Source organism: Frigoribacterium sp. Leaf186 (assembly GCF_001423905.1).
GTDB lineage: Bacteria > Actinomycetota > Actinomycetes > Actinomycetales > Microbacteriaceae > Frigoribacterium.
Genome location: NZ_LMPQ01000006.1, coordinates 86,222 through 104,615, shown reverse-complemented (window position 1 = coordinate 104,615; position 18,394 = coordinate 86,222). Strand labels below are relative to the sequence as shown.

Below are 18,394 nucleotides of genomic sequence, written 5' to 3'. Positions count from 1 at the left end.
GGACGTCGCGCCGGTCACGACGCCGCGTCGGTCAGGACGCCGCGCCCTTCAGGACGCGTCGCCCGTCACGACGCCTCGCCCGTCAGGACGCGGCTTCGTCCTCGTCGTAGCGGTCGACGCTGATGGTCGGGATCGACGCGGTGATGACCGAGCCGTCGGCGCGCATGAGGCCTCGCAGGTCGCTCGTGGTGGGCACGGGCGTCGTGATGCGTGGGCCCTGGCCCTCGAGCGCCACGCGGACCGGCGCATCGGGCGACACGTGGACTTCTTCGCCTCGGACGGCCACGGTCACCGCGTCGCCCGTCTCGATCGTGAAGACGATCTCGTGCTGGGCGAGGTCGACCCGCAGGCGGCTGCCCTTGATCGAGACCCGGAACGACAGTTCGTCCCAGTCGGACGGCAGGCGGGGGTCGAACGTGAACGACCCGAGCCAGTCGCGCATGCCGCCGTAGCCGTTGACGAGCGCACTCCAGATGCCGCCCGTCGAGGCGACGTGCACGCCGTCGGAGGTGTTCTTGTGCAGGTCGGCGAGGTCGACGTACAGCGACGACAGGAAGTACTGCTGCGAGAGCTGGTGGTGACCGACCTCGGCCGCGATGATCGACTGCACGACGCCCGACAGGGTCGAGTCGCCCGTCGTCAGCGCGTCGTAGTACTCGAAGTTGCGCAGCTTCTGCTCGGGCGTGAACTCGTCGCCCTGCAGGTACAGCGCCAGCACGACGTCGGCCTGCTTGAGCACCTGGAAGCGGTAGATGACCAGCGGGTGGTAGTGCAACAGCAACGGACGCTTGTTGGCCGGGGTGGCCTCGAGGTCCCACAGCTCTTTGTCGAGGAACTGCGCGTCCTGCGGGTGGATGCCCCGGTGGTCGTCGTAGGGGATGTGCATGGCCTCGGCGGCCAGCTGCCAGCCCGTGATCTCGTGCTCTTCGAGACCCAGGCGGGCGACCATGCGGTCGAACGCGACCGGCGCGTCGTCCTTCAGGCGGGTGACCGCCCGGACGGCCGCACGCAGGTTGGCCCGCGCCATGACGTTCGTGTAGAGGTTGTCGTCGACCACGGTCGTGTACTCGTCGGGCCCGGTGACGCCGTCGATGTGGAACCGCTGGTCGCCGTTCGAGCGCCAGAAGCCGAGGTCGGCCCAGAGCCGGGCGGTCTCGACCAGGATGTCGACCGCGCCCCGCTGCAGGAAGTCCTCGTCGCCCGTCGCCTGGACGTACTGGCTGAGCGCGTGGCTGATGTCGGCGTCGATGTGGTACTGCGCCGTGCCGGCCGCGTAGTAGGCGCTCGATTCGAGCCCGTTGATCGTCCGCCACGGGAAGAGTGCCCCGCGCTGGTTGAGCTCGACCGCACGGTCGCGAGCGGCGTCGAGCATGCCGAGGCGGAAGCGCAGGGCGTTGCGAGCGACGTTCGGCGACGTGTAGGTCAAGAACGGCAGGACGTAGATCTCGGTGTCCCAGAAGTAGTGGCCGCCGTAGCCCGACCCCGTGACGCCCTTCGCGGCGACGCCCTGGCCGTCGGTGCGGGCCGTGGCCTGGGCGAGCTGGAAGAGGTTCCAGCGGACGGCCTGCTGGATCTCGGGCTGCCCGGCGACCTGCACGTCGCTGCGCTGCCAGTAGTCGTCGAGCCAGGCCCGCTGGTGCGCGAAGATCTCGGCGGTCGGCGTCTCGGACGCCCGGTCGAGGGTGCGGTCGCACCGGTCGGCCAGCTCACGCGGGGGCACGCCCCGACTGGTGTGGTAGCTGATGGTCTTGACCAGCCGCACCTTCTGGCCGGCCTGGGCCTTGACCCGGTAGACGTGCTTGGCGATGTCGTCGTCGATCTGCGACGACTGGTCCCACTCGGCGTCGGTCTCGATGCGGTGGTCGGCCCCGACCGCGATCGTCATGCCCGAGTTGGTCGTCCGGTAGCCGAGCACGGCTCGCGTGCCGCCGTTGCGCTTGAGCACGGGCTGCAGGACGCGGTCGTCGAACGACTCGGCCTTGCGCGGGTCGAACGCCTCGGCCGCGGCCCGCATGCCGGCGTGGTACTGGTCGCCGAGGTCTTGACGGTTGAGGATCTGGCTCGAGATGAGCAACGAGGCCGACGAGTCGAGCATCGTCACCTCGTACTCGATCACGACGAGGTGGCGGTCCTCGAAGCTGACCAGGCGACGGCTCGTGACCAGAACGCGCTTGCCCGAGGGCGTCCGCCAGTCGATCTCGCGGACGAGCACGCCGTCACGGAAGTCGAGGCGCCGGGTGTGCCGCAGGATGTCGGCCTCGAAGAGCACGAACGGCTCGTCGTCGACGTAGAGGCGGATCACCTTGGCGTCGGGCACGTTGACGATGGTCTGGCCGACGCGGGCGAAGCCGAAGGCTTCTTCGGCGTGCCGGATCGGCCAGGTCTCGTGGAACCCGTTCACGAAGGTACCGAACGAGTGACCGCCGCGGCCCTCGTCGGGGTTGCCGCGGAGGCCCAGGTAGCCGTTGCCGACCGCGAAGACGGTCTCGGTCAGGCCCTCGTCACCCTGGATGTACTCGTCCTCGACGAGCGCCCACTCGTCGACGGGAAACCTCGAACGATCGAGCGGGTCGGACGTGATGTGGTTCACGACTGTGCCTCCGTGGTGCCGGTGCTGCTGCTGCTGTTCGAGGGGGTGCTCGGTGTCGCCTGGCCGGGGTTCGGAGCCGAGGAGGCACGGGTTCGGTCGAGTGCCCCGACCAGCGTGCCGAGGTCGTCGACCACGAGGTCGGCACCGAAGTCGAGCAGGGTCTGGGCACCGGTGCCGCGGTCGACCCCCAGGACGAGGCCGAAGGCCCCACGGCGGCCGGCCTCGACGCCCGACTGGGCGTCCTCGACGACGACGCAGTCGTCGGCGGTCAGGCCGAGGCGGCGGGCGCCCTCGAGGTAGGTGTCGGGGGCCGGCTTGCCGGCGATGCCCTCGGCGGCGGCGACGACGCCGTCGACGATGACGTCGAAGCGGTCGCGCAGGCCGGCGGCCTCGAGGACGGGGACGGCGTTGCGCGAACTGGAGACCACGGCGACCCGCACGCCTTCGGCGATGGCGCGGTCGAGGAAGGCCACCGACCCCGGGTAGGGCGTGACGCCGTTCTCGTCGAGCTCGGCGGCGAAGGCGGCGTTCTTGCGGTTTCCGAGACCGCAGACCGACTCGACGTCGGGGCCGTCGTCGGGCGAGCCCTCGGGCAGCACGACGTCGCGGGCGGCGAGCATGGCGCGGACGCCGTCGTAGCGGGGACGACCGTCGACGTGCTCGAAGTAGTCGCCCTCGGTGTACGGCGCGAGGTCGTGCGCGGCGAAGTACTCGGAGAAGAGCCGGGACCACGCGCGCATGTGGACCTCGGCGGTCGGCGTGAGGACGCCGTCCAGGTCGAAGAGCAGGGCGTCGAGGTGGGCGAGGCGCGAGGCATCGCGGGGCGTGGCGGAAGACACGGGGGTGCCGGTCCCTTCGAGCGTGGGGGCAGGATGATCGGCACCGGGGCGACGACGGCCCGGTGCCGGTGAGGCGGGAGCGATGCGGGGGCAGGACTGTGGCGGGGCGGGACTGAGGCGGGGCGGGACTGAGGCGGGGCAACGGGACGAGCGGGGGTGATGCGAGCCAGCTGCTGCGCCGACGAGGGTGGTGCGGGGTGAACCGCACGGGTCAAGTGTGGCACCGCTCCGGCCGGACACCTAGCCACTCGTCCGGGGTGTGGACGACGGCCTCCCTGGGGACAGGACGTCGCGTCGCCTCCGGCCTGCCTGGGGGCGGCTCTCCGGGCTGTGGAGGGCGGTCGAGCTGTCGGTGGCGGCTGACATCATGGGCGACATGGACCTGGGCGACGAGTTCGACGTGCACGGTAGCTTCCCGGCCGCCGGCTCCGGTGCCGCTCGCGACGCCTCGGGCGGTGACCCCGACGACGCCGACGGGCCCGTCCACTCGACGACCGTGCCGCTCGTCGACGCCGTCGACGTCATCCGGCTCGTGGGTCCCCGGGCGTTCAACCGGGCCAAAGAGTACGTCCGCGACGGCGCCGTGCTCGAGACCACGTGGCACCCGGCCGACGAGCGACTCGAAGGCACCGTCCGCGGCGCCGAGACGACTCCCTACCAGGTCGTCGTCGACCTGCGGGCGACCCGGGGCGAGTACAGCCGTCCGGTCCGAAGTCGGTGCAGCTGTCCGATCGGCAGCGACTGCAAGCACGTCGCGGCGACCCTGCTGCAGAGCAACTCCCGCGCCGTGGCCGACCGCAGCGCACCGTCGCCCAGCGCCGACGACCTCACGACCGGGGGCGTGACCGCGCTGGGCGCCGCACGGCCCGGCACGGGTACGGGCGACTGGCGGTCGACGGTGGGGGCGGTCGGGCGGCCCACCCGCGCCTCCTCGGCTCGGACGACGCGCATGGGGTTGCTGTTCGAGCTCCGCGACCGGGCGCACTCGACCCGGGGGCGGGCGGTCGCCCCCTCGGCACGCCGTCAGGGCGGCCCGACCGTCCAGCGACTCGGCGTGCGACCCGTGACCCTCAGCGGCACGGGCAACTGGGTGCGAGGCAACCTGACGTGGTCGTCGCTGCCCTACCAGCTCAACCGGCTCGCCATCGAGCCCGAACAGCACGCCTGGTTCGGCCAGTTCGCGGCGCTGCACCGCTCGGCCGTCTCGACCTACACGCCCGGCGACGCCGACTGGCTGTTCGTCGACGACTTCGCGAGCCCGCTGCTCTGGCCCCTGCTCGCCGAGGCCGAGCGGCTCGGCGTCTCGCTCGTGACGGGCAAGCGGTCGACCGACGTCGTGGTCGGTGACGAGGCCCGCGTCACGGTCGACGCCGTGCGGGGCGACGACGGGTCGATGCTGCTGACCGCCGGTGTCACCGTCGACGGCGTGGCCCGTCGTGCCGAGTCGACCGGGGTGATCGCCGACCACGGCGTCTGGTGCGTCGCGCACGAACCCGTGCTGACCTTCACCCTCGCACCGACCGCGTCCCCGCTCGACGACGAACAGCGACGCCTGCTGACCATCACCCCCGAGGTGGTCGTGCCAGCCGGCGACTCGGCCGAGTTCTTGCGCGACTACTACCCGACCCTGCGACGGAACGTCGACGTCGTCAGCTCGGACGCCTCGGTCGAGTTCCCGACGATCGTGCCGCCGATGCTAACGCTGACCGTCGGGTTCGACAAGGCCCAGACGATCCGCCTCGCCTGGGGGTGGACGATCGACGGCGGACTGCGGCCGCTGACCGTCCACTCCCCCGTGCCCGACCTGGGCGAGCTCGACGTCGTCCCCCGCGACCAGGTGCTGACGGGCGTGACCGCGGCCGAGTTCGCCACCGGCACGCTGCCCGCCCTCGAGGCGCGACCCGACCTGCGGGTCGACCTCGTCGGCACGCGCCCGGACTACCGCGAGCTGACCGACACGCCCCGACTGACGATCACCACGATGCCGACCGACAAGCGCGACTGGTTCGACCTCGGCGTGATGGTGACGGTCGAGGGCCGGACGGTCCCCTTCACGCCGCTCATCACCGCCCTCGCCAAGGGTCGCAAGAAGTTGCTGCTGGTCGACCACTCGTACCTCTCGCTCGACCACCCGGCCTTCGACGAGCTGAAGCGGCTGATCGACGAGGCCTCGGCCCTCGACGAGTGGCAGGTCGCCCCGCGCATCAACCGCTACCAGGCGAGTCTCTGGTCCGAGCTCGACGACCTCGCCGACGAGACGATCCCGGCCGCCGAGTGGCAGCGGGCCGTCGGCGGGCTGCTGGCCCTCGCCGAGTCCGGCGGTCTCGACGCCGCGACGGCCGTGCCGGTGCCAGCCTCGGTGGACGCGACCCTGCGTCCGTACCAGCACGAAGGGTTCGCCTGGCTGGCCTTCCTGCACGAGCACGGGCTCGGCGGCGTCCTCGCCGACGACATGGGACTCGGCAAGACCCTGCAGACCCTGGCGCTCGTCGCACACGTCCGCGAGGCCGAGCGGGCACGAGGCGAGGCGGCGGCCTCACCGGCCCAAGGCGGGTCGCCGGCCCCCGCCGCGTCGCCCGTCCCCGCCGCGTCACCCGTCCCCGCGGGCGAAGGCACCACGCCTGCGCCCTTCCTGGTCGTCGCCCCCACGTCGGTCGTGTCGAACTGGGTGGCCGAGGCCGCCCGGTTCACCCCGGGCCTGACCGTCCGCGCGGTCACCGCCACCCAGGCGAAGGGCGGGCGCGGCTCGGTGCACGACCTGGCCAAGGGCGCCGACGTGGTCGTCACGTCGTACGCGCTGTTCCGCCTCGACTTCGCGGCCTACCAGGCCGAGGGCTGGGCCGGGCTGATCCTCGACGAGGCCCAGTTCGTCAAGAACCGCTCCTCGCAGGCGCACCGCTGTGCGGTCGACCTCGACGTGCCGTTCAAGCTCGCGATCACGGGCACGCCGCTGGAGAACAGCCTCACCGACCTGTGGTCGTTGCTGCACGTGGTGGCACCCGGCCTGCTCGGCAGCAGCGTCCGCTTCGCCGACGACTACGTCAAGCCGATCGCCACGGGCGAGGCGCCCGAGCTGCTGCAGCGGCTGCGCCGCCGCATCCGACCGCTGATGATGCGGCGGACGAAAGAGCAGGTCGCGTCCGACCTGCCCGCCAAGCAAGAGCAGGTCCTCCGCGTCGACCTCGACCCCGCGCACCGTGACCTCTACGACGCCTTCCTCCAGCGCGAGCGGCAGAAGCTGCTCGGCCTCATGGACGACCTCGACCGCAACCGCTTCATCGTGTTCCGGTCGTTGACCCTGCTGCGGCTGCTCTCGCTCGACGCCTCGCTCGTCGACGAGGCCTACGCCGACATCCCGTCGGCCAAGCTCGACCAGCTGCTCGACGAACTCGACGACGTGGTCGCCGAGGGGCACCGCGCCCTGATCTTCAGCCAGTTCACGACGTTCTTGCACAAGGTGGCCGCCCGGCTCGAACGACGCGGCGTCGCCTACGAGTACCTCGACGGCTCGACCCGGAGGCGCGGCGAGGTGATCGACCGCTTCAAGACGGGTGACGCCCCGGCGTTCTTGATCAGCCTGAAGGCGGGCGGCTTCGGGCTCAACCTCACCGAGGCGGACTACGTGTTCATCCTCGACCCGTGGTGGAATCCCGCGACCGAGGCGCAGGCCGTCGACCGCACGCACCGCATCGGCCAGACCGACAACGTCATGGTCTACCGGATGATCGCCAACGACACCATCGAAGAGAAGGTGCTCGCCCTGCAGGCGCAGAAGTCCCAGCTGTTCGACGCCGTGATGGACGACGACGCCGTGTTCAGCGCGGCGCTCACGGCCGACGACATCCGCGGCCTGCTCGACGCCTGACGGCGGGGCGGGTCGGTCCGGGCCGGCCGGCGCCGGCGCCAGCGCCAGCGCCAGCGGCCCAAGCCTTCAGCCCAGCGGCACCGTCTCGGCGAACGACCGGGTGGTGGGCGGGGCGACGAGCACCTCGGGCAGGCGGTTGGCTCCCTCGGGCGTCGCGCGCCACGCCACGTAGGCGTCGTGGTCGGCCGAGGTGGCCCAGCTCTCGACGACGATCATGACCGACGGGTCGGCGTCGTCGATCAGCACTTCGAGCCCCTCGCAGCCGGGCCAGGCGCGCGTGGCGACGAGCGTCTCGCGGGCGATCTCGTGGGCGAGGTCGAGGCGGGCGGGGTCGACGTGCAGTTCGAGGTGGACGGTGGTGGGCATGGGGGTTCCTTCGATCGGGCGGCGGCCCCGGGGGCGGGCCGCGCGGCGGACGGGCCGCGCCCTCCCACCCTGGCACCCGCGCCTCCTGACGTCCTCACAGCGTCACGGCCTCACGGCGTCGCGGCGGCGTCGCCGAGCGGCGCCGGGGACGGGTCAGGCGACGTCGACCGTCACCCGGTGCCAGCCCTCGGCTCCGTTCGGTGCCGGCTGGACGTACTCCTCGGCCTGCCAGGTGCCGTCGGCGCCCCGGGCCCGGACGTCGATCGTGTGCGACCCCGACCCGGCCGCCGCGGCGTCCCACCGGTAGACCCACTGGCGCCAGGTGTCGGCCGAGACCGAGTCGGCGAGCGTCGCGTCGAGCCAGGACCCGCCGTCGATGCGCACCTGCACCGCCTCGACCCCGGTGTGCGGCTGCCAGGCCACGCCGGCGATCGAGACCGTCGCCGCGTCGACCGAGCCACCGTCGCGGGGCACGTCGATGCGCGACTCGAGCTTGACGGGCCCGAGGGCGTCCCAGCCGCGGGGCGTCCAGTACCCCTGGGCGTCGGCGAAGCGCGTGACCTCCATCTCGACGACCCACTTCGTCGCCGAGACGTAGCCGAACAGGCCCGGCACGACCATCCGCACCGGGAACCCGTGCTCGATCGGCAACGGCTGCCCGTTCATGCCGACGGCGAGCAGGGCGTCGGTTTCGTCGTCCTGCAGCACGTCGAGGGGCGTCCCCGCCGAGAAGCCGTCGATGCTGCGCGAGAGCACCATGTCGGCGCCGCCGTTCGGCCCCGCGCGTTCGAGCAGCGACCGGATCGGGTACCCGAGCCACAGCGCGTTGCCGATGAGGTCGCCGCCGACGTCGTTCGAGACGCAGCTGAGGGTCGCCATGTGCTCCTCGAGCGGCAGCGCGAGCAGCTCGTCGAACGAGATCGTGACCTCGCGGTCGACCAGGCCGTGGATGCGCAGGCTCCAGTCGGCCGGGTCGATCGACGGCACCTGCAACGCGGTGTCGATGCGGTAGAAGTCGGCGTTGGGCGTCACGTACGGGGTGATGCCCTCGACGTCGAGGGAGGCGCCGGCCGGTACCGCGGCCTCGGTCACGCTCGCGCTCGGCAACGTCAGGGCACGCCGCAGCGCCGCCGCATTCGCTCGGCCCGCGTTGACGACCCGGGCCCCCGTGCCCACGACGACCGCGGCGACGCCGGCGACCGCCGTGTAGGTCAGGAACGACCGGCGCTCGAGGCCGGCCCCGCGCAACGGAGGCACGGGCTGCGTCTGCTCGGCCCAGCCCGGCGAGGTCGAGCCGACCCACCGACGGAGGCGCGAGGCCAGCTTGTCGACCAGCACGACGGCCGCGAAGGTGCCGACGAGGCTCGGGATGGCGTCCACCTGGCCGGCGTCCGCGCGGGTCAGGACCGCCACCACGGCGAGCGCCCCGCCCGCCACGAAGGCGACCTTGCCGATCGGCTGGCGGCGGTACTCGCCGTAGCCGGCCGCGCCGGTGATGACGACGAGCAGCACGCCCATCAGCACGAAGAGTGCGACCTTGTCGCCGGTGCCGAACAGCGACACCATGGTGTCTTTCACCCCGGCGGGGGCGAGGTCGATGACGGCCGAGCCGACGGCGAAGAGCGGGCTGCCGGTCGGGCCGGTGGCCAGGGCGACGACCTCGGCGGCGGCGAGGAACGCGGCCATCGAGACGATGCCGACGAGGGCGGCCCAGAGGCCGGCGGCCCGTGGGGTCATCGGGTCGGTGGCACCGGGCGTCGGGGCGGGGCCGGGCGTCGACGACGGGGGTGGGGACAGGCGGACCGACATGGGCCCAGGGTACGTCGCGGTGTTCGTGAACCGCCTGCGTCCTCGGGCCGGGCCGGCGCCGGTGTTTCCGGGCCGTGACGATGTGCTCCCGGCTCTTCCGCCCCGGCCGCGACGGGAGCAGGATGACCGGAACGCCCGAGACACACCGATGCGCCCCGGAGGTCAGCATGTCGACGACGAACCAGCAGCCCACGACCGACACGGGCGAGAGTCCGACCGAGCTGAAGAGGGCGATCGGGCCGAAGCTGCTGCTGCTGTTCATCGTCGGGGACATCCTCGGCACGGGCGTCTACGCTCTGACCGGCCAGGTCGCGGCCGAGGTCGGCGGCGCGGCGTGGCTGCCCTTCTTGATCGCGTTCGCCGTGGCCCTCGTGACGGCCTTCTCGTACCTCGAGCTCGTGACGAAGTACCCGCAGACCGCGGGTGCGGCCCTGTACGTGCACAAGGCGTTCGGCATCCACTTCGTGACGTTCATCGTCTGCTTCGTCGTGATGTGCTCGGGCATCACGAGCGCGTCGACGGCGTCGCGGGCGTTCGCGGCGAACCTGGCGGCCGGCATCGGGGTCGAGCTGTCGAACTCGGCCGTGATGCTGATCGCGATGGCGTTCATGCTGCTGGTGATGGCCGTGAACTTCCGAGGCGTGAGCGAGAGCGTCAAGGCGAACGTCGTGCTGACGCTGATCGAGTTGTCGGGTCTCGTCATGGTGATTTTGATCGGCTTCTGGTTCATCGCGGGCGGCAACGCCGACTGGGGTCAGGTGGTGCTGTTCGAGACGCCCGGCGACAAGTCGCTGCTGTTGAGCGTGAGCACGGCGACGTCGCTCGCGTTCTTCGCGATGGTGGGCTTCGAGGACTCGGTCAACATGGCCGAAGAGACGAAGGACCCGAGCCGGATCTTCCCCAAGGTCATGCTGACCGGGCTCGGCATCACCGCCGTGATCTACGTGCTCGTGTCGATCTGCGCCGTCGCCATCGTGCCGATCGGCGAGCTGGCCGACAACGAGACGCCACTGGTGACCGTCGTGAACACGGCGGCCCCGGACTTCCCGATCGGTCAGCTGCTGCCGTTCATCTCGATGTTCGCCGTAGCCAACAGCGCCCTCATCAACATGATGATGGCCAGCCGCCTGCTCTACGGCATGAGCAAGCAGGGCGTGCTGCCGGGCTTCCTCGGCCGGGTGCACCCGAAGCGCCAGACGCCGTGGGCCTCGATCGTCTTCACCACGGCGCTCAGCCTGCTGCTGATCGGCTACGTCTCGCTCTCGCCCGAATCGCCGATCGTCGCGGTGCTCGGCGGCACGACGTCGCTGCTGCTGTTGTCGGTCTTCACGTTGGTCAACGTCGTCGTGCTCGTGCTGCGCCGCGACACCGTGACGCACCGGCACTTCCGGGCGGGCACGGTGCTGCCGATCATCGGCGTGGTGGCCTGCCTGTGGCTCGTGCTGCCGGTGTCGTCCGGTCGCGGCGCCGAGCAGTACACGATCGCCGGCGGGCTGCTCGCGATCGGCGTGCTGCTCTGGCTCGTGACCTTCGTGTCGCGCCGGGGCAAGCCCGTGCCGAGCGACGCGATCGCCGACGCCGAGCGCGTCGACCCCGGCGCGTAGCGAGACCGCAGGAGGCGCGGGTCAGGCACACAGGAGGCGCGGCGCCGGTCTCGTCACCGGCACCGCGCCTCCTCGGGTCGTCGGGTCGTCGCGTCCTGGGTCGTCGGGTCGGGCCGCTAGACGAGCCGCTTCTCGCCCGGCCGCAGCACGCGCAGCCAGCGGAACCCGTAGCCCTCGAGCTCGACGCGCAGGTGACCGTCGGCGGCCAGCTCTTCGGGTGTCGCCAGGTCGGCGAGCAGGTCGACGACCCTCGCCGAGCCGTCGAGGTCGAGTGCTCCCAGGTCGAGGTCGACCGAGCGGCCGTCGGGTGCGAAGTTGTGCAGCGCGACGAGCGTGCCCGTGCTGCCGTGGACGGCGTGGGCCAGCACGCAACCGTGACCGGAGTCCAGCACGGTGAGGTCGCCCCAGCCGATCTCGGGCGAGGCGCGGTAGTGCCGGATCAGGTTCTGCACGAAGCGCAGCATCGAGTCGGGCTCGTGGCGCTGCCGCGAGACGTTGACGTGCTCGGGCGCCCAGCCCTCGGCCGCGACCGGGGCGACCAGGTCGTCGGCGTCGGCGCGCGAGAAGCCACCGCCGGGCTCGTCGGTCCACTGCATGGGCGTGCGGACGGCGCCGCGGCCCGAGACCTCGGGGTTCTCGCCCATGCCGATCTCTTCGCCGTAGAACAGCACGGGCGCTCCCGGCGTCGAGAACATCAGGCTGTAGACCATGCGGACCCGCCGCGGGTCGCCGTCGAGCATCGGCGGCAGGCGACGCACGATGCCCCGGCCGTGGATGCGCTGCGACTCGAGCGGGGCGAACGCCTCGAAGACCTCGTCGCGCTCGGACTCGCTCAGCTGGTCGAGGGTCAGCTCGTCGTGGTTGCGGACGAAGTTGCCCCACTGGTTGCTTCGCGCCAGGGCCGGCCGGTCGGCGAGCGCGGCCGCCAGCGGCGCGGCGTCCTGCCGGGCGAGCGAGAGGTAGAGCGCCTGGTTGGCCACGAAGTCGAACTGCATGGTCAGCTCGTCGCCGTCGTCCTCCCCGAAGAACGCGACCATCTCGTCGTAGGGCAGGTTGACCTCGCCGAGCATCATGCCGCTGCCGCTGCGTCGCGAGACGTACCCGCGCAGGGCCCGCAGGAACTCGTGCTCGGCACCGTCCTCGGTGTCGATCAGGTGCGGCACGGCGTCGACGCGGAACCCGTCGATGCCGAGCTGCAGCCAGAAGCCGATGACCTTCGCGATCTCGTCGCGCACCGCCTGCCGGTGGGTCGCCAGGTCGGGCTGGTGCGAGTAGAACGAGTGCCGGTAGTACTGGCCGGCGGTCTCGTCGAACGACCAGACGCCGTCCTCGACGTCGGGAAACATGTTCTCGGGCTGGTCGTCGGGCACGTCGTCGCGCCACTGGTAGTACTCGCGGAACCGGCTCTCCGGGTCGCGCCGCGCGGCCTGGAACCACGGGTGCTGGTCGCTCGTGTGGTTCACGACGAGGTCGACGATCACCCGCATGCCGCGGTCCTTCGCGGTGCGGACCACCTCGACGAAGTCGCCGAGGTGCCCGTAGCGCGGGTCGACGCCGTAGTAGTCCGAGATGTCGTAGCCGTTGTCCTGCTGCGGCGACGGGTAGAACGGCGCCAGCCACAGGCACGTCACGCCGAGCTCGGCGAGGTGGTCGAGACGGTGTGCGAGCCCCTCGAGGTCGCCCACGCCGTCGTCGTTCCAGTCGAGGTACGTCTCGACGTCGAGGTTGTAGAAGACGGCGGTCTTCCACCACAGGTCGCTGGTGTCGGTGACCCTCATCGAATCGTCGCCGTCGTCGTCGCGGGGCGGCGCGAGGCGGTCGGGCACGCGGCGGGGCGGGAGGCGGTCGGATGGGCGGCGCAGGAGGCGCGGGTCGGGCGGGTCATGTCGGCTCCGTCTCGGGTGGGTCGCTTTCGCCGACCGTACCGACGCCCGGGGCGCGCGGCCCTGGCCATCCCCTGTGCATCGCCCGTGCGGCCGCCGCACGCCGCCCCGGCTGCCGCCCCGCGCCTCCTGGGCCGCCGCCCGGCACGGCCCCGGTTGCTGCCCCGCGCCTCCTCGGCCTGCGGCCCCGCGCCTCCTCGGCCTGCCGCCCCTACGGGATCAGGCGGGCGGAGCGGTAGCGCTCGAACAGGTCGACGAAGGTCTGCTCGGTGCGGCGGTACCGGGTGAACCCGGCGTCGCGCGCCTTGCCCATGTCGGTGACGACCTCGATGTCGCGGCCGAGGTCGCCGTCGGTGTGCCACCACGAGGCGAGGCGCGACAGCTCGGGCTCGGCGAGGTCGTGCTCGGCGACGAGGTCGCGCCACTCCTGCTCAAGGCCGGCCATCTGCTGCTCGAGCGGCCGCGGCTCGCCCTCGAACCCCTCGACGAGCGCGGGGTCGACGCCGAGGTGTCCGGCGAGGCGGGGCCACAGCCAGCGCCAGCGGAACACGTCGCCGTTCGTGATGTTGAACGCCTCGTCGGCGCCGGCCGGGTCGGTCGCGGCCCAGATCATCTGCTCGGCCAACACTCCGGCGTCGGTGACGTCGACGAGCGAGTTCCACTGCGTCTCGCTGCCGGGGAACGTGAACGGGCGGCCGAGGCGCGTGCTCAGCGCGGCCTGCACGGCGAGGGTCAGCCCCATGTTCATGGCGTTGCCGACGGCGAAGCCGATGACGGTGTGCGAACGGTGCACCGACCAGGTGAAGCCCTGGCGCTCGGCGGCCGCGAACAGCTCGTCCTCCTGCGCGTAGTAGAAGTTCGGGTAGGGCAGGCGCTCCTCGTCCTCGTGGAAGGGCGTGTCGGGCATGTCGCCCTTGCCGTAGGCCTCGAACGGGCCGAGGTAGTGCTTCAGCCCGGTGACGAGCGACACGTGCCGCAGGGGCGCGTGGTCGAGGGCGGCCAGCAGGTCGCGCACCATGGCGCCGTTGACCGCGATGTTCTCGGCCTCGGTGTCGCGCCGCTGCCAGGCGGCGAAGAAGACGTGTGTCGGCTTCGCGTCCGCCAGCGCGGTGCGCAGGCTCTCGGCGCTCGTCAGGTCGGCAGCGATGCCCGTCACGCCCGCGGACGAGGAGGCGCGGCGCGAGAGGGCGAGGACGTCCCACCCCTCGCGCGTCAACTGCTCGACGAGCGCGGTGCCGGTGATGCCGCTGGCACCCACCACGAGGGCGGTGCCGGGGGCCGTGTCGGGGCTCTGGGGCCGGGTGCTGTCGGTCTGGGGTGTCTCGGTGGAGCTCATCTGTGCCCCAAGCCGCGGGCGTCCCCCGGCATTCCCGCCCGGGGCCGACCGGCCCGTACCCCGGGGGCTCACACCTGACAAGGAGCCCGACGCGCCGGGCGTACGGTCGGCCCATGGATCAGGACACGAACGAGCCCACCGCCCGGACGCCCGAGGAAGAGGCCGCCGCCCTGGCGCTCGCCGTCGTGTCGCAGGCCGCGGCCATCACGCAGGGCGACCCGGAGGCCGTCGAGGCCAGCGACGAGAACCTGCGCGAGGTCGTTGGCGAACTGACCGATGAACCGTTCACCGCCCGGCAGGAGGACGTCGTCGCGACCCTCGGCACCGCCGGCGGCAGCCTGGCGGCGGGCCTCACCGCCGCGCTGGCGCACGAGAAGGGCGTCGACCCGGGCGTCATCCTCGGGTCGACCTCGCAGGCGATCGTCGCCCAGACGCAGACCCCGTTCGCCGGTGGCCACGACGACATGGACGACGACCCCGAACTCATTGCGCAGGCCGAGCGAGACGCCCGCGCCCACGCGGCCGAGCTCGACGGCGACGATGCGGCCTCGAGGGTCGACCACGGCAGCTCGGTCGACGGGCGTCGCGACATGGCCGACGCCGGTCGCGAGCGGAGAGACTCGGGCGAGTCGCGGGAAGACCGCGACGACGACGACTCCGACCACGCGTCCTGACCTCGGGGACCGGCGACACCAGCGGGCTCGGCGGCGCCCGCGAGACCTGCCGGGCCAGCGGGGACTGCGCGAGGTGACGGTCGTGCCCGACGCGGCCCGCGCCTCCTAGACTCGACGGACGGGTCCCGCCGCCCCGGCCTGGCGGTGCCGAGACCCGGTCCGCAGCGAGCGAGAGGGGCAGCGTGTCCGACGCGAGACGAACCGACCGACCGGCCCCGCCGAAGGCCCGCCCGACGCGCGTGCCCAAGCCCCCGAAGGGCAAGCCCCGGGGGCCTGCGCAGTCGCGCCTCGTCAACCAGCACGAGCTGCGCGACGTCCGGGCCCGGCTCCGCGGCACGATCTACGAGGGCACGACGCCCGAGCACGGCATCGGTGGCGACCTCTACTCGCCCCGGCAGATCGTCGACTTCTGCCTCGACCTCGGCGACGTGATGCTCTCGTCGGGTGCCGACGTGCGCAGCACCGAGGTCGCCATCGTGGCGGTCAGCACCAAGTGGAACCTCGCGCCCCTCGAACTCGACATCACCGGCACGGCCATCACGATCCAGTACGCGCCGGCCGGCCACAACCCGCTCGTCAAGACCCGCGTCATCTACGCCGAGGGCTCGAACCTGCACCGGCTGTCGCTGGTCTACCAGATCGTCGACGACCTGCTGCACGACGACCGCGACATGACCGAGGCCGTGGCCGGGCTCGTCGACGTGCTGAAGTCGCCGCCGCGCTGGCCGTCGTGGCTGACCGACCTCGCCATGGGCCTGCTCGGCGTCTCGGTGACGCTGCAGGCCGGCGGCACCTGGCAGGCCGCCGTCGGAGCCTTCGTGGTGATGATCGGCATCATGACCTCGGGGCGGGGCCTGACCGCCCGGGGCATCCCGCAGTTCTTCGTCATCGGCCTGCAGGCCGCGGCGACGGCGACGCTCGGCACCCTCGGCATCTGGGCGGGGCTGCTGAGACCAGGAGGCGCGGCCGCGATGGTCGCGGCGGTGGTCGTCCTCGTGCTGCCGCACCCCACGATCGTCACCTGGGCGCAGGACGCCATCTCGGGGTTCCGCTCGATGGCGGTCGGCCGGGCGCTCGTCATCGGGTTGATCGTGGCCGGCGTGGTCTGCGGCATCCCGGCCGGGCTCGCCGTGACGGCCCGGTTCGTCGCGATCGAGGTCGACCCGACGAACATCACGCTGCAGGCCCTGCCCCTCTGGCTCTCGCTCATCTCGAGCTTCGCCGCGGCGTCCGCCAACTCGATCGCCCAGGGGTCGACCGCCCGCATGATCCCGATCACGATCGGCGTCGCCCTGGTCGGCAACCTCTCGCTGTTCACGCTGCGCCAGCTCGGCCTGCCCCTGATGGGCGCGACGTTCGTCGCCGCCACCCTGCTCGGCGCCCTGTCGACCGTCGCGGCAGCCCGCCTGCGCACGGCCGCGACGGTGATCGCCGTGCCGGCGTTCTGCGGGTCGCTGCTGCCGTCGCTCGCGGTCGCGTCGTCGCTGCTGAACTTCATGGCCGGCACCGACGGCGCCGAGGTCGACTTCGTGTTCTCGATGCTGACGACGCTCGCGATCGGCGCAGGGCTCGTGCTCGGCAACCTGCTGGCGACCCCGGGGGCCCGACGGTGGCTGCGCCGGACGAAGCGCGTCCGCGTGCAGTCGGTCCACACCGACACGACGCCGATCAGCGTGATCGCTGCGCCGGGGGCGGCGCCGGCCGCGGCACCCGCACCTGCACCCGCGCCTGCACCTGCTTCTGCCCCTGCCCCTGCCCCTGCCCCTGCTGACGATCCGACCACCGCCCCGCTGCCGCTCGCCACCACGCCGATGCCGTCGCAGGCGCCCGGGCGTCCTCGCTTGTCGGACCCGGACTCGCCCCGGTTGCCCGGGGTGGCCCTGTCCACGCCCGTCCGCACCGGCGCCCCCTCGGCGGACACGCCGCCCGCGAGCGACTAGCGGTCGACGGCCGCTGCTGCCCCGCGCCCGGTGTCGCCCCGCCCGGTGTCGCCGCGTCCTGGGGGCTCGACCTGCGCCTCCTCGCCTTCGAGGCGTCGGACGATCGGCTGGACGTCGCCGATCTCGGCGCCGATCCAGTGTCGGTGCATCTTCTCGGCCACGGCGTACGTCGTGCCCGAGCCGCCGAAGGGGTCGAGGACGAGGTCGCCGGGCTCGGAGCTGATGGTCAGGACGCGCTCGAGCAGCTTCTCGCTGAGCTCGTTCGCCCCGCGGGTCTTCGTCGCCCGGTGACGAACGGGCGGGATGTCGAGCCAGACGTCGGTGAGGTTGATGCCGTCGGGGTGGAGCTTGCCGCGGTGCCCGCCGTAGTCCTTGATGTCACGACCGCAGTGCCGGCACACCTGGATCGGCAGTCGGGGCCGGACGAAGCGCGACGGCTTGCCCTTGCTGTAGTAGAGCAGCGAGTAGTGCGAGGGGTAGAGCTTGCCCGGGATCGGCAGGCCGTACTTGATGTCGACGGCGACCCAGTGGCGGAAGGTCATGCCCTCGCCGTTGAGCACGTGGCCCAGCTCGATGTTCCAGCGCGGGAGGTTGAAGAGGTAGAACGACCCACCGGGCCGCAGCACGCGGACGCACTCGGCGATCCACCGGCGGCACCAGACGAGGTAGGCGTCGTCGTCGAGCGAGTCGTCGATGCCCGCGCCGTAGACCTTGCCGAGGTTGAAGGGCGGGTCGGCGAACACGAGGTCGACCGACTCGTCGTCGAGCTCGGCGAGGACCTCGAGGCAGTCGGCCTGGAAGAGCCGACCGCTGGCGGTGCGGTAGGTCGGTTGCACGTCGTCCTTCGGGGTGTCGCGGGTCGGGGGGAGGTCGTCGAGAAGACTACTTCGGGCCGCCGACATCGACGGGCGCCCGTTCTCCGCACGACCAGTAGGCTAACGACCGTGTTGTCACCTGCGACGGAGCAGTCCCCCGACCCGAGACGCCGTCGACCCGTCGACGAGGTGATCGTCCTCCATCGCCAGGGCCGCCTGCCCCTCGACGTGACACTCGACCCGGACGACCCGATCCTGCAACCCCGTCGCCGGCCGCGGCGGCGCCCGCCGACCGTCTACGTGCACCGCGAGCCGATCCCCCACCAACCGTCACTCGCGTTCGCCCTCTGCGCAGTCGCCGTCGCCTGCTACCTCGCCTGGGGCTGGACCGAACTGTCCGAGGGCGCCGCCGAGTTCCCCCTGGGCCTCGCCCGCGGTCGACGCGCGACCGCACCGGTGGTCGGGCTGACGTCGGCGTCCTTCGCCGTGTCGGCCCTCCTGGCGGCCACGGTCGGTCGCCGCCCCGGGCGGTCCCACACGCTGCGGTGGGCGGCCGTCGCCTGCGCCGCGGTCACGACGATCGTCGTCGTCGCGACCCTCGTCGCGGCCGCCCTGGCGCTCGTGCCGGTCTGACGTCGGCCCGACCTCGGCCCGACCTCGGCCCAACTCGGGG

General features: G+C 72.2%; 12 protein-coding genes. 5 read left to right on the top strand and 7 right to left on the bottom strand.

Annotated elements, in window-relative coordinates:
* Window positions 1–82: 82 nt before the first annotated feature.
* Both ASG05_RS05815 and ASG05_RS05810 read right to left on the bottom strand, forming a co-directional pair.
* Entirely contained in the window at window positions 83–2,590 is a 2,508-nt protein-coding gene (locus ASG05_RS05815; RefSeq protein ID WP_056258706.1) for a glycoside hydrolase family 65 protein, read from the bottom strand.
* Entirely contained in the window at window positions 2,587–3,429 is an 843-nt protein-coding gene (locus ASG05_RS05810; protein ID WP_082486487.1) for an HAD family phosphatase, read from the bottom strand. The genes ASG05_RS05815 and ASG05_RS05810 overlap by 4 nt, the downstream gene beginning before the upstream one ends.
* Window positions 3,430–3,781: 352 nt before the next feature.
* Between ASG05_RS05810 and ASG05_RS05805 the strand changes: the two genes are divergently transcribed.
* Window positions 3,782–7,294 (top strand): SNF2-related protein, encoded by a 3,513-nt coding sequence (locus ASG05_RS05805; RefSeq protein WP_157490090.1) that lies wholly within the window; start codon window positions 3,782–3,784, stop codon window positions 7,292–7,294.
* Between the two features lie 66 nt (window positions 7,295–7,360).
* On the opposite strand, the gene ASG05_RS05800 is transcribed toward ASG05_RS05805, so the two are convergent.
* On the bottom strand, window positions 7,361–7,660 hold the full coding sequence (locus ASG05_RS05800) for a putative quinol monooxygenase (RefSeq protein ID WP_056258700.1): 300 nt from the start codon (window positions 7,658–7,660) through the stop codon (window positions 7,361–7,363).
* Window positions 7,661–7,813: 153 nt separating this feature from the next.
* Window positions 7,814–9,469 carry a molybdopterin-dependent oxidoreductase gene (locus tag ASG05_RS05795; protein WP_369814039.1) on the bottom strand — a complete coding sequence of 552 codons (1,656 nt, stop codon included), beginning with the start codon at window positions 9,467–9,469 and terminating at the stop codon, window positions 7,814–7,816.
* 167 nt (window positions 9,470–9,636) lie between these two features.
* On the opposite strand from ASG05_RS05795, the gene ASG05_RS05790 reads away from it, so the two are divergent.
* Entirely contained in the window at window positions 9,637–11,073 is a 1,437-nt protein-coding gene (locus ASG05_RS05790; RefSeq protein WP_056258698.1) for an APC family permease, read from the top strand.
* 116 nt (window positions 11,074–11,189) lie between these two features.
* Here ASG05_RS05790 and ASG05_RS05785 read toward each other — a convergent pair whose 3' ends face one another.
* Both ASG05_RS05785 and ASG05_RS05780 read right to left on the bottom strand, forming a co-directional pair.
* Complete coding sequence (locus ASG05_RS05785; RefSeq protein ID WP_056258814.1) at window positions 11,190–12,851, bottom strand: alpha-amylase family protein; 1,662 nt, start codon at window positions 12,849–12,851, stop codon at window positions 11,190–11,192.
* 316 nt (window positions 12,852–13,167) lie between these two features.
* A complete protein-coding gene (locus ASG05_RS05780; protein ID WP_056258695.1) occupies window positions 13,168–14,292 on the bottom strand; it encodes an SDR family oxidoreductase in 1,125 nt (374 codons plus the stop codon).
* A 113-nt stretch (window positions 14,293–14,405) separates the two neighbouring features.
* On the opposite strand from ASG05_RS05780, the gene ASG05_RS05775 reads away from it, so the two are divergent.
* Together ASG05_RS05775 and ASG05_RS05770 are read left to right on the top strand one after the other, a co-directional pair.
* Window positions 14,406–14,966: a hypothetical protein gene (locus ASG05_RS05775; RefSeq protein ID WP_056258692.1), complete on the top strand. Its 561-nt coding sequence runs from the start codon at window positions 14,406–14,408 to the stop codon at window positions 14,964–14,966.
* A gap of 239 nt (window positions 14,967–15,205) precedes the next feature.
* Window positions 15,206–16,906, top strand: a complete 1,701-nt coding sequence (locus ASG05_RS05770; protein WP_235491417.1) for a threonine/serine exporter ThrE family protein — start codon at window positions 15,206–15,208, stop codon at window positions 16,904–16,906.
* Here ASG05_RS05770 and ASG05_RS05765 read toward each other — a convergent pair.
* Window positions 16,903–17,742 (bottom strand): site-specific DNA-methyltransferase, encoded by an 840-nt coding sequence (locus ASG05_RS05765; protein WP_200936762.1) that lies wholly within the window; start codon window positions 17,740–17,742, stop codon window positions 16,903–16,905. The genes ASG05_RS05770 and ASG05_RS05765 overlap by 4 nt on opposite strands.
* 108 nt (window positions 17,743–17,850) lie before the next feature.
* Between ASG05_RS05765 and ASG05_RS05760 the strand changes: the two genes are divergently transcribed.
* Window positions 17,851–18,354 carry a hypothetical protein gene (locus tag ASG05_RS05760; protein WP_157490089.1) on the top strand — a complete coding sequence of 168 codons (504 nt, stop codon included), beginning with the start codon at window positions 17,851–17,853 and terminating at the stop codon, window positions 18,352–18,354.
* Window positions 18,355–18,394: the final 40 nt, after the last annotated feature.